This window comes from bacterium (assembly GCA_024228115.1).
Lineage (GTDB): Bacteria > Myxococcota_A > UBA9160 > UBA9160 > UBA6930.
Genome location: JAAETT010000576.1, coordinates 1 through 11,820, shown reverse-complemented (window position 1 = coordinate 11,820; position 11,820 = coordinate 1). Strand labels below are relative to the sequence as shown.

Genomic DNA, 11,820 nt, shown 5'->3' with positions numbered 1-11,820 from the left:
GGGTGGCGCGACATCGAGAAGCTCGTCCGAGCTCTCACCGTGTCCGAAACCAGCGAAGAGGCGACTGCAAAGCGCGTCGCCTAGGATTCAAACCGGAGCCGCCGCTCAGAGAAGATCAACAGCGGACGGGACATCCCCTCGTGAGTTTCCTCAACTTCGCCCACGCACCCCTGCGCGAGATGTTCATGAAGGAGGGCCGCCTGCCCAAGGAAGAAGGGCTCTACGCCCATGAGTGGCACGACACGCCAAACCGTCGCTTCCCCTCGATCCTCGACTTCCAGGAACTTTGCAACGAGCTGAACATCCGCATCCTCGAGGCGATCTATGTCGACTCGAACTCGGGTAGGGAAATCACCGAGAACCCGAACCTCAACGCCGACATCGCGGTCGTGGCGTTGACCCGGTAGGGCGGGTTTCCCGGCCCTGGACAATTCATGCGGGGAGTTCCGCGATCATCAGGTCGGCGAGGTGCCAGAATTGCTCTCGCCAGCTCGCTGCGAGCTCCGCCGTCCACTCTGCGCCCGAGAAGTCCGCCATGGCCGTCAGCATCGCTTCGATGACCCAGTCGTACATCTCCTCCGTGACTTCGTAGTGGACGTGCTTGGCACCGAGGGATGCCAAGTTGGCCTCCACCCAGCTCTCCCCGTTCACGCGGTCGATCGCGTACATGAGCGTCTCGCGAACCATCTGGATGCCGGCCGGGGATATTCGCCCCGTGAAGAGACTCTCCAGCTCGGGATGGTCTCGGAAGAGCAGCTCGTAGACCCTGTGAGCGAGTTCCACCTCGTGTTCCACCAGCCTCTCGAAATTTCTCAGCAGCAGTTCGTGGTCAGCTCTCATCTCGACTCCATGACAGTCAGGGTGTTCCGGGCGTCGGGCCGATTGAGGGTCAGCGTCGCGACCCCGCCCCGCTTGTTGAAGAGAAGCGCGCCGTCGGAGGCCGGGGGGGTCGATCGGGTCATCGGCTACCGGCCCTCGACCCGATGTACCATCGACCACACGAGTCCCGGTGCGAGGCGCCGCAGGATCTGCGTGAACTTCGTCTGGGCCGTCGGGAAGCAGAAGGGCTTGCCCTTCGCGAGATCTCGCTCGATCGCGTCGAGCACCTGGCCCGGCGGGATCGGCTTGCCCATCTCGAGGACCTTGGGCTTCGAGGTCGCCTGATCGAGCAACGGGGTGGCCACCGGCGGCGGGCAGACGGCGATGATGCGCACGCCCTTGCCGCGGTTCTCGTGGTAGAGCACCTCGCTGAAGGCGACCACCGCGAACTTTGCCGCGTTGTACGCCCCGAAGTGAAGGGTGGGGCCCCAGCCCGCGATCGAGGCGAAGTTGATCAGGTCGCCCCGCCCGCGCTCGAGCATCCCCGGCAGGATCGCCTTGGCGACGTGGACCAGACCGTTGTAGTCGACGTCCATGATGCGGATGATGGTTTCGGTGTCCTGCTCCATCAGGAGCCCGGTCGGCATGATGGCGGCTGCGTTGTAGACGCGGTCGATCGGGCCGAGGCGTTCCTCCACCTCCTTCACCGTGGCGAGCACCGCCTGGTTGTCGGTGACATCGAGGCGCCATGTGTGGATGCCCTCGCGTCCCTCACCGGTTTCAGCCAGCCCCATCTCGTTGACATCGACGGCGGCGACCTTTGCCCCGGCATCGGCCATGCGTTGCGCGGCGAGCCGCCCCATGCCACTGCCGCCTCCCGTAACGAACACTACCTGGTCTGCGAACGACATCGTGTCTCCTTCGGTCGAGTGTGCTTGGGCCTCAGGCGAGGTTTAGCGGCAAACGCGTGATGCCGCTGATGAAATTGGATTCCTGTCGCTCCGCGTGCTTCGAGACGAACGCGACGTCCGCGTAGCGGGTGGGGGCCTGCATGAATCGAGGTGTTGGCATGGGTCCTGCGGAAGCTCCTCGGGCGCTCAACGATCCGAATCGATCCAGGCGACCGGTTCCTTCAGCTCGTCGGGAGCCATCCGCTGCCATTGGCGCGTTCCGGCGGCCAGCGACTTGTCCATGATCGAACGGGCTTCGTCCGCATCCCTGTCCGCGATCTTGCGAACGACCCTCCCGTAGCTGCGGAGTGCCGAGCGCCGCTGCTTCTCGTCCCAGCTGGCGCCCGCATCGCCCGACATGCGGTGGAGCGCGTCCACCAGGAGTGCGAGGACAGGGTTGCCCGACGCGCTGGCCAGGAGACTCATGAACCGGCGGGCCTCCTCTCGGAAGTGGTCCGGGTCGCGAATGCCCGCGTTCATCCGCGAAATGCCCTCCTGCAGTGTGGCGACGTCTTCGCGGCTCGCGTTCTCCGCAGCCTGGCCCGCCAGCACCGGATAGATCGAGCGGCGTGCATCGACGACCGAGCTGAAGGAGGCGTCGGCGAACTGGAGGTGGAGCGAGAGCACGCTCGCGAGATGGTCAGCACCAGGCACGCTCACGACGGGGCCGCCGCCCACGCCGGCCTTGATCCGCAGGGCACCCTGGAGTTCGAGGAAGCGCAGCGCCTCTCGGACGGTGGCGCGGGAAACGCCGAACTCGTCCACCATTCGGTGCTCGGCGTCGAGCTGGGTGCCCGGACGCAGGCGCCTCCGCCGGATTTCCCCCACGATCTTCCGGGCGATTCGGACGGCGGCGCGCTCCTCGGTCCGCTTTCCACTCATGCGGTCGATCCCGTCCAGGCGGATTCGAGAGGAGTCATCGTTGCTCGCGCATCGCGCGGACGGAGTCGCTGCGCCCCTCGGGCTCGTCCGCACGGGCAAAGCCTTCGCCGAACGGCTGGTCGCGCTTGCAAAGCGTCTCCTTGAGGCCGTGCACCTTGATGTTCTGTCCGTAGTCGCGCACGTCGTTCTCGCCAGCCAGCCCCTGTAGCGTCTTGGCGCCCATCAGCTCGAGCGCCAGGTTGGTGATGCGCTTGTTGGCGGCGAGCAGGTCGGGATCGATCAGGCTGAAGCGGTCGGCCAGGCCCTCGACCTCATAGCGGATCTGCTCGTAGTCCATGGGGATGCCGTCCTCTAGCGCCCGGTGAACTTGGGCTTGCGTTTCTCGAAGATCGCCTTGACCGCCTCTCGGCCGTCCTCGCTGGAAAGAGCGTGTCGGGCGAGATCGAGCTCGTCGCGCAGATGGCCCTTGAGGTCTGCGATCAGGCCGGCCCGCGTCACCAGGCGCTTGGTCTGCCGCGATGCGAGTGGGGCGACCTCTGCGATCTTGTGGCAGTAGACGCGGAACGCTTCATCGAAGTCATCCGCGGGGACCACTTCGCCCACCAGGCCGAGGGCGAGCGCCTCGTCGGCAGCGTGCATCTTCGGCTCGAGCAGGAAGCGCATCGCGCGCTCGTGTCCGATGGCCTGAGGCAGGGTGAAGGAGAGCCCGCAGTCGGGCGAACTGCCCGCGCGCGCGTAGCCCGGGTGGACGCGAGCGTTCGAGCTGGCGATCCGCATGTCGGCACAGAGCGCGAGCGAGAGGCCCGCGCCGATCGCGATGCCGCCGATGCCCGCCACGACCGGCTTCTCGCAATCGACGCGAATGCCGCGCACCAACTGGATGACATGGTCCGCCGTGTTCTCGCGACGCGGAGATCGAGCCGCCGCGGGCTTGGGAGCGAGGTCTGCGCCGGAACAGAATGCGTCCCCCGCGCCGGTGAGGCCGACGACCCGGACGTCGTCGTCGGCGGCGGCCGACGCGAAGCCTTCATTGATGGCGTCGATGAGATCGCCCGAGAGGGCGTTCTTCTTCGCAGGACGGTTCAGCGTCAAGATGCGGACGTGACCGCTTGTTTCTTCGAGGAGCACCGGCTCCGCTTCTGTAGTGGGTTCGGTCATGCTTTCCTCCGGTCGCGGCTTCCCGAGAGTTCGGCCATCAGCTCCATCCCCTCGGGCTGAAGGCTCGCGAGGGTCAGACCCGTCGCCCCGGAGTTCTCCCAATCCTTGTAGCGATCGCGGATGCGCTGGGCCGGGCCGACTAGCGCGGACTCGTCGCAGTATTCGTCCGGGACGGCAAGGATCGCCTCGTGCTTGCGGCCGGCGAGATACAGCTCCTGGATCTTCTGTGCCGCTTCGGGGTAGCCGCGGCGCACCATCATGTCGTTGTGGAAGTTCGTGTCGCGATGGCCCATGCCGCCCACGTAGAGGGCGATGCCGGGTTTCATGCGTGCCAGGGCGGCCGCGATGTCGTCGGTGACGTTCACCGAGATCATGGGTTGGATCTCGAAGTCGGCCAGGCTCTTTCCTCCGCCCGCGCGGCGGAAGCCCTCCTCCAACCAGGGCGTGTAGAGGTCCATCATCCCCGGGACGAAGGCCATCGGGAACCAGCCGTCGGCGATCTCTGCCGTGAGCCGCACATTGCTCTCGCTGCCCGTGCCGAGCCAGATCGGGATCTTCGGGTTCATGTGGAGGATGGACTTGAGTGGTTTGCCGATCCCCATCGCGCCGTCACCCGTATAGGGAAGCGAGATCTCCTTGCCCTCGTGAGTAACAGGCGCCTCGCGTTCGAGGATCTTGCGCATGATCGAGACGTAGTCGCGGATTCGCCAATAGGGTTTGCCCCAGGGCTGGCCGTACCAGCCTTCGACGATCTGGGGCCCGCTCACGCCGAGCCCGGCGACGAAGCGATCGCCGCCGGCGAGGGCGTCGATGGTGGCGGCCTGCATGGCGGCCATGGCGGGGGTTCGCCCGGCGAGCTGCATGATCGCCGTGCCGAGCCGAATTCGTTTCGTCACGGCGGCCAGGTAGGCGAGGGGCGAGGTGGCGTCGGAGCCGTAGGCTTCAGCCGTCCAGACCGAGTCGAACCCGAGCTCTTCCGCGCGCTGCACCAGCTCGACGGGGAGGGTCATCTCCGCGCCGGAGTATCCGAGCATCAGACCGAGCTTCATCGTTCGTCTTTCCCGGGCGAATCTGCGGGCCGATCTGCGGGCCAATCCGGCAGGTCGGTGCTGGCACGAAGCTTCCACTCGGGCGGCCGGCGCTCGAGGAAGGAACGGACGCCCTCGGCGGCGTCGGGCTGCTTGCCGATCCAGGCAAGAAGCGGCTTCTCCTTGGCCATCGTTTCGGCCGGCATCTCGGTGACGCCCTCCCAAAGGAGCCGCTTCGCAATGGCGATCGAGACCGGCGCCGCGTTCGCAGCGACATCTTGCGCCCACTCCCGTGCACGGGGCAAGACCTCTTCGGCAGGGTGGGCCTCTGAGGCTACGCCTAGCGCTGCTGCCTCCTCGCCGCGGAAGGTTCGCCCGGAGAGCAGGAGGTCCGCGGCCCGAGAGAACCCGATGACACGGGGCAGGATCGCGTGGGAGCCGAGTTCGGGGATGATGCCGCGGCCGCACGAAGGCGAACGCGAGCTTCGCCTCACGGGCGACGATCCGGAGGTCGCACTGCATCGCGAGGGTGAGCCCCACGCCGACGGCATGGCCGTTGATCGCCGCGACGACGGGCTTTCGTACCTGCCATGCCTGGAGGCGGCGCACCCGGGCACCGGACCGCGCGCCGCTTCTTCCGCCTTCCACGTCATCGAACGTCTTCCCGCCGCCCCCCATGTCCGCGCCCGCACAGAAGGCCTTCCCGGCGCCGGTGAGGATGACAGCACGAACCGCATCGTCCTCGTCGCAGCGCGCGTAGGCGCGCTCCAGCTCCGCGCCGAGTGGAAAGGTGAAGGCGTTCATCCGTTCCGGGCGGTTGAGGGTGATGGTCGCCACGCCGTCTTCGACGGCGAAGAGAATGTGCTCGTAGGAACCATCGTCGGACATGAGATCTCCTTGCTCGATCGACTTCGTCTGAATGCCGGAGCTCAACAAACGCTCACGACGGCGCCACCACGACGGCCGTCGCCACGACCGTCACCTGATCCCGCTGATTCGTGCCCTTCAGCTTCAGCTCGACGCAGCGTCGCCCAGCCTCGTCGACGTACTTGTCACTGACGGAACCCGTGCACCAGGTCGCGTCGCCGATGATGTTCAGGCCCAACAGTTTTCCCTCGAACTTCTATAGATGTGCGTTGTCACCCATCCAGTCCGTCACTCCGTGCATCAGCCACGCGAATCGCTGGCCGCCGAAGTCATAGGCATCCGGGAAGCCACACTCCCTCGCCCAGTCGCCATCCCAATGCGCACGTTCAGGGAACTCCGGGATCCGCATGTAGCGATCCGGCGCATTGGCCCGCGGATGATCGCGGATGTAGCGATGGATGAGTTCCGAAGCCATGATGAAAGGACCACCCCAACCCGTCACGAAGGCGACCGTCTCGGTGACGCTCAAGGGGCCCTTCACGACCGTCCCGATCTCCTCACCGACGCACACCTCGTCCCAGATGAGATCGTCCGCGCCGCGGCGACACTCCCGTTCCACGTCAGCCGTGAGCCGCGCCAGATCGTCGTCGCTCCACACCTGCCGCTGGATCGGCTCGTGCTTGCTCCCCTTCGAAGCCGCGAGGTTTCGTCCGTAGTGGACATACGCGACGTCGTAGGTCGCGAGCGTCTCACCGTGATCATCACGAAAGGTGTACCGCGTGACGACCTCGACGGATCGACCGCCGCCGAACCGACTCGGGCGAACGTTGGCCTGCGTCGTCTGCTTGGTCGTGTGGACCGGAGTATTGCGAAGCGTCGGACGGGGCCACTCCCATCGGTCCCACGCCCACACGGCATGGAGCCCGGGCAGCCCCTCTCCGCGCGAAGGCTCGCTCCGAAAGTGATTCGGGCCCTGATTGCAGCTGTAGAAGAAGGAGGGCGGTGCGAGGTTCGCCCCGTACCCGGTCTTCGCGGCGTACTCGGGCTCGCTCCAGAGAGGATTGTCGTCGCCGATCCCCCAGGCCCAGTGCCGGATCGGGTCGAGGCCAGCCTCGCTATGCCATTGCCGCTTGAGCGGAGCCTCGACTGAGCTTTCGACGTTCGCGACGAGCTTCTCGATCACCTCGTCCGTCAGCGTCGTCTCCGTATTCAGCTCGACTGTGGAGTTCGGGGGCATCGTCGCATTCTCCTTCTGGACGGCTCGCGTCGCCCTATGCAGCCCGGCTCGCCCGATAGCGAAGCGGCAGCTTCTTCAGACCCACCACAAAGCTGGACTGGATCTGCTCCGGCTCCCCAGCGAGCTCGAGCGATTCGATCCGGCCGACGAGTTCGTGCAAGAGCGCGCGCTGCGACGCGCGTGCCAGGTGGGAGCCGAGGCAGAAGTGCTCGCCGATTCCGAACCCGAGGTGTGGATTCGGCTTGCGGTCGACGCGGAAGGTGAACGGGTCTTCGAAGACCTTTTCGTCGCGATTCGCGGAACCGTAGAAGAGCACGAGGTTGTCGCCCTTGCGGAGTTGCTGGCCGTGGAAGTCGAGATCCTCCGCCACAACCCGTTTCATGTAGTTGACCGGCGAGGTCCAACGCACGATCTCTTCGACGGCGCTGGGGATCAGCTCTGGATTGCGCTTGAGCTTCTCGAACTCGCCAGGGTTCCGTGCCAAGGCGCAAATTCCACCGGCCAGTGCATTCTTGGTGGTGTCGTGTCCGGCCGAGAAGGTGATCAGGTAGTAGCCGAGGGTCTCCATCAGGCCCATGGGCTCGCCATTCACCTGACCGTTGGCAAGCAGGCTCGCCAGATCGTCCCGCGGGTTCTCGCGCCGATCCTGGATGATCCCGCTGAACAACAGGAAGAACTCCTTCCCCAGCTCCTCGACCGCCTTGAGCCGGTCTTCGCCCTCGCGCCGAAGGTCCTGATCGTCCGCGCCAAAGAGCTCGTTGGTGAGCCTGAGGATCTGGGGCTCCATCTCTCGGGGTACACCAAGGATCGTCGAGAGCACGCGAAGCGGGTGCGCGGCGGCGATGTCGTTCGCGAACTCGCACTCGCCGTCACCCCCGCTGGCCTTCTCGACCAGTTGGTCCACCAGATTGCGCGCGCTCTCCTGTACCACGGGGTCGAAGCGCTTGACGCCTCGCGGCGTGAACGCGGGTACGGCAACCTTGCGGAACTCGCGATGCTCGGGCGGGTCCATCCCGATGATCACGCGCATTGCCGCGACACCCTGGTTGCTTTCGAGGATGATCTTCTGCTCGCTGCTCTCCAAGACGATGCCGAAGCGGTTCAAGAACAGCTCGGGCTGTTTGGAGATCTCGCAGATGTGCTCGTGGTGCACGACGGGGTAGAAGGAGTCGAAGGCAGGGGGTTCGCAGAAGTGCAGATGATCGAGCTGGCGAAGCTCGGTCCATTGGTCATGGGGAATGCACGTTCGCCGTAGGCGCGCGGTGAGATGAGATCGAGTCCATTGACGTTGGTCATGTGGTCTTCTCCCAGGCAGCCGGGCCCTCAGAGAGGGCACCGCTCATTCAGCGTCGCCACGTTCGAATAGTGGATCTTCTTCTGATCGGTGGCTGCGATTCCGTTGAGCTCCTCCAGGATGTCTCGCGGGTGCTTCAGCCCCTCCATGTGGGGCCAGTCCTCCTGCGGTCGATCGGTTGTCCCGCGCGGCGGTAAACTAGTATCATGGTTTAGGGAATCCGCAAAGCGGCCCCCGCGGAAGGAGGTTCATGTACCCGGGACATCACGCCACGACCTGCCCGGAGAAGGCCGCGGCCATCCAGGCTCGCACGGGGGAGGTACTCACCTACGGCGAGCTGGACGCTCGTTCGAACCAACTGGCCCAGCTCTTCTGGGCCGAGGGGCTGCGCCGCGGCGACCACGTGGCGGTCTTCCTCGAGAACCACCTTCGGTACTTCGAGGTCTTCTGGGCCACGTTCCGGTCCGGCCTCTATCTCACGACGGTGAATCGCTACCTGACCGGGCCAGAAGCCGGCTACATCGTGAGCGATTGCGGCGCGCAGGTGCTGGTCTCCTCGCGTGCGCTGCACGAGGTGGCGGCCGAGATCCCGGGGTACGCACCCGGCTGCCGGCGCTTCCTCGTGGTCGACGGCGCGCCCGAAGGCGCAACGGATCGTTTCGAGGCCTACGAGGCGGCCATCCAAGAGTTCTCTGCGGAGCCCCTCGAAGAAGAGCCCCTCGGCGAGTTCATGCTCTACAGCTCGGGGACCACAGGGCGGCCGAAGGGGATCACACGACCGTTGTCGAATCGGCCGGTCTCCCGTGGTCTGGCGATGAACCCCGTGTTGAAGACGCTCTTCCAGGTCGATGAAGACACGGTCTATCTCTCGCCGGCGCCCATGTACCACTCGGCGCCGATCGGATTCTGCTCGTCCGTGCAATCCCTCGGTGGCACGGTGGTCATGCTGGATCGCTTCGATCCCATCGAGGCCTTTCAGGCCATGGAGAAGCACGCGGTCACCCACAGCCAATGGGTCCCGACGATGTTCACGCGGATGCTGAAGCTTCCGGAGGAGGAGCGCGCCGGCTTCGAACTCTCTACGCACCGCGTGGCGATCCACGCCGCGGCCCCCTGCCCGCGGAAGGTGAAGGAACAGATGTTCGACTGGTGGGGCCCAATCCTGCACGAGTACTACGGCGGAACCGAGCTGAACGGCCTGACCTACGTCGGGCCCGAGGACTGGCTCGCGCATCCGGGCACCGTCGGTCGCGCGGTGATGGGGACCCTCCGCATTTGCGACGAGAACGGCGACGAACTCCCGGCCGGCGAGCCCGGGATCGTCTACTTCGAACGCGACAAAGCGCCCTTCGAGTACCACAACGACGCCGAGAAGACGCGCAGCGCACAGCACCCGAAGCACCCCGGCTGGACCGCACTCGGCGACGTCGGCTATGTCGACGACGACGGCTTCCTCTTCCTCACGGATCGAGCGTCGTTCATGATCATCTCAGGGGGCGTCAACATCTATCCCCAGGAGATCGAGAACGAGCTGATCATGCACCCCAAGGTGGAGGACGTCGCTGTAGTCGGCGTGCCGCACCCGGAATTCGGAGAAGAAGTGAAGGCCGTCGTCCAGCTCGTTGCGGGCGTAGATGCAGACGAGCCTTTGGTAGAAGAGCTGATGGCCTTTGCGCGGGAGCGCCTCGCCGCCTACAAGTGCCCGCGCTCGATCGACTTCGAGGCCGAACTTCCGCGCTTGCCTACGGGCAAGCTCTACAAGCGGATCCTGAAGGACCGCTACTGGGGCAACAAGGACAGCCGGATCGTCTGAGCGCGGAGCGTCACAATGAAAGAAATCGAAATCGGGGCACGAGGCATGACCTTCCAGGCCCTGGCTGCCGGGCCGGAAGATGGCCCCCTGCTGCTCCTGCTCCACGGCCTGCCCCGCAACCGTTGGGAATGGCACCACCAGATCCCCGCCATGGCCGAGATGGGTTTTCGTACCGTGGCGCCCGACCTGCGCGGGTTCTGCCCGGGCGCCAGGCCGGAGGGCGTCCGGGCCTACCACCTGAAGGAGTATGCGCAGGACGTCCTCGAGATCGCCGACACAATCGGTCAGGCGGGGCGCCCCTTCCATCTGATGGGGACGAGCATCGGCGCGACGATGGCCTGGTGGCTCGCCGCGAGGCACCCGGATCGCGTCGCGACACTGGTCTGCATCAACATCCCCCACCCCGGGGCCCTCGCCGAGGGCCGGTCGAAGACTGGAACGAGCGCGGAGGGGCAGGGCGCGAAGTTCGACTACATCCGCGAGTCCGCCCGGGAGGGCAACGAGCGGAACATGTTCGAAGCGATGTTGGCCACCCAGGGCGTGTCGCCCGAGGAGAGCGAGCCCTATCGGAAGGCGCTCGATAGCGACGAAGCGCTCCGCGCCGTCTACAACTACTACCGCGCCATCCCGTTGTGGTTCAAGGAACGTCTCGATCCGGTGCCGATGCCAACGCTCTTCATCTGGCCCACTGGATCGCAGAACGTCGCAAACGCTTCGGTCGAGGCCAACGCGAGGTGGGTGAAGGGCCCCTACCGCTGCGAGATCGTCGAGGATGTCCATCAGCCCGCCCTGCAAGCGGCCCCGGAGCGGTTGACCCCCCTGTTGCTCGAGCATCTCTCAGAGCACGCAGGGTGACGCGCCCCGCTCGCAACGCCGCCCTGGCCCGATCCGATTCGCCGTCGTTCGTGAGGCGCAGCCTCACTCTCTCCCCAATCTCTTCATCTCCTTGTAAAGGACCACATCCCGCAGTAATCCGACCCGGACGCGGGCGACCCGGGCAAGGGATCGCTTGCCGCGTCCGATTCGGTCGATTGCCACGCGTATGCCGAAGGCCTTGAGAAGTCTGCGCTTTTCGTCGCGCCGCAAGTCCCGCCAGGACGAGAACACATCCACGAGCGCTGCTACTGCGTCGGAGTCGATCTCGATCGCGTCGGACGCGATGGTGAGGGCCTCCAGCGAGCGGATTTCGGCGTCAATAGCTTCGGTTCGCCGCCGAAGCTCCCGCAGGTCGATCACGGTTGCTTCGAAAGCATCCACGACTCGCCGCCTCCGGTTTTGAAGCTCTGCGATTCGGCGGGCTGCTTCCCGGGGGCGCGTCGTAGCCGTCTGGTCTTCCTCGCGACGGCTCTCTTCGATGAGGTGGCAGAGCGTGTCCAGGTCCCCGAGGACGCGTTCGAGCGCTGCATTGGCGGCTTCATCGATCTTTGTCCGCGAGATCTGGCCGAAGTCACACGCCTTGCGGGCGGAGTGGTAGCAGCGATAGGACCAGTAGGCGTGGCGGCGATCCTCCAGCACCCGCAGGAGCGAGCCACAGCGCCCACATTCGGCAAAGCCGGCGTAGTCCGCGGGTCGCTCTTCGAGAGCAGGTAGCTGGGGCCTGGCGCCGCGAAGCTCTACGAGCCTGGTTTGGGCTGTAGACGCTCACTCAGAAGCGTAGAAATCTGATCATTTGGCCGGGGGGCGACGCAGTCCGCCGTTCCGGATTCCGATTCAGATCTTCCGGGTCGAAAGGTCCTTGACCCAGGGCGAACGCCCTCCCGGCTCGACCGGAG

The 11,820-nt window shown here is 65.5% G+C and carries 13 protein-coding genes and 1 pseudogene; 3 read left to right on the top strand and 11 right to left on the bottom strand.

Going from position 1 to position 11,820, the window contains the following annotated elements; all coding sequences use genetic code 11:
* Window positions 1-140: 140 nt before the first annotated feature.
* Window positions 141-407, top strand: coding sequence for a hypothetical protein (locus tag GY937_23935; GenBank protein ID MCP5059765.1), 267 nt, complete (start codon window positions 141-143; stop codon window positions 405-407).
* A gap of 25 nt (window positions 408-432) precedes the next feature.
* On the opposite strand, the gene GY937_23930 is transcribed toward GY937_23935, so the two are convergent.
* From GY937_23930 to GY937_23885, 10 genes and pseudogenes are all read right to left on the bottom strand, one after another.
* Window positions 433-840, bottom strand: a complete 408-nt coding sequence (locus GY937_23930; GenBank protein ID MCP5059764.1) for a hypothetical protein — start codon at window positions 838-840, stop codon at window positions 433-435.
* A 125-nt stretch (window positions 841-965) separates the two neighbouring features.
* Window positions 966-1,730, bottom strand: a complete 765-nt coding sequence (locus GY937_23925) for an SDR family oxidoreductase (GenBank protein ID MCP5059763.1) — start codon at window positions 1,728-1,730, stop codon at window positions 966-968.
* A 186-nt stretch (window positions 1,731-1,916) separates the two neighbouring features.
* Complete coding sequence (locus GY937_23920; GenBank protein ID MCP5059762.1) at window positions 1,917-2,651, bottom strand: FadR family transcriptional regulator; 735 nt, start codon at window positions 2,649-2,651, stop codon at window positions 1,917-1,919.
* A 34-nt stretch (window positions 2,652-2,685) separates the two neighbouring features.
* Window positions 2,686-2,988, bottom strand: coding sequence for a hypothetical protein (locus GY937_23915; GenBank protein ID MCP5059761.1), 303 nt, complete (start codon window positions 2,986-2,988; stop codon window positions 2,686-2,688).
* A gap of 14 nt (window positions 2,989-3,002) precedes the next feature.
* Window positions 3,003-3,809, bottom strand: coding sequence for a hypothetical protein (locus tag GY937_23910; protein MCP5059760.1), 807 nt, complete (start codon window positions 3,807-3,809; stop codon window positions 3,003-3,005).
* Window positions 3,806-4,858, bottom strand: coding sequence for an LLM class F420-dependent oxidoreductase (locus GY937_23905; protein MCP5059759.1), 1,053 nt, complete (start codon window positions 4,856-4,858; stop codon window positions 3,806-3,808). Before GY937_23905 ends, GY937_23910 begins: the two co-directional genes overlap by 4 nt.
* Window positions 4,855-5,725, bottom strand: a pseudogene (locus GY937_23900) (hypothetical protein). The gene GY937_23905 and the pseudogene GY937_23900 overlap by 4 nt, the downstream one beginning before the upstream one ends.
* A 52-nt stretch (window positions 5,726-5,777) precedes the next feature.
* On the bottom strand, window positions 5,778-5,942 hold the full coding sequence (locus GY937_23895) for a hypothetical protein (protein MCP5059758.1): 165 nt from the start codon (window positions 5,940-5,942) through the stop codon (window positions 5,778-5,780).
* Between the two features lie 18 nt (window positions 5,943-5,960).
* Complete coding sequence (locus tag GY937_23890) at window positions 5,961-6,941, bottom strand: hypothetical protein (protein MCP5059757.1); 981 nt, start codon at window positions 6,939-6,941, stop codon at window positions 5,961-5,963.
* Between the two features lie 34 nt (window positions 6,942-6,975).
* The gene (locus GY937_23885) at window positions 6,976-8,094 is read right to left on the bottom strand and encodes a cytochrome P450 (protein MCP5059756.1); all 1,119 of its coding nucleotides are present in this window, start codon (window positions 8,092-8,094) and stop codon (window positions 6,976-6,978) included.
* A 391-nt stretch (window positions 8,095-8,485) separates the two neighbouring features.
* Between GY937_23885 and GY937_23880 the strand changes: the two genes are divergently transcribed.
* Window positions 8,486-10,048: an AMP-binding protein gene (locus GY937_23880; protein MCP5059755.1), complete on the top strand. Its 1,563-nt coding sequence runs from the start codon at window positions 8,486-8,488 to the stop codon at window positions 10,046-10,048.
* A gap of 15 nt (window positions 10,049-10,063) precedes the next feature.
* Window positions 10,064-10,903 carry an alpha/beta hydrolase gene (locus GY937_23875; GenBank protein ID MCP5059754.1) on the top strand — a complete coding sequence of 280 codons (840 nt, stop codon included), beginning with the start codon at window positions 10,064-10,066 and terminating at the stop codon, window positions 10,901-10,903.
* 63 nt (window positions 10,904-10,966) lie between these two features.
* Here GY937_23875 and GY937_23870 read toward each other — a convergent pair whose 3' ends face one another.
* Window positions 10,967-11,563, bottom strand: a complete 597-nt coding sequence (locus GY937_23870; GenBank protein ID MCP5059753.1) for a hypothetical protein — start codon at window positions 11,561-11,563, stop codon at window positions 10,967-10,969.
* Window positions 11,564-11,820 lie beyond the last annotated feature (257 nt).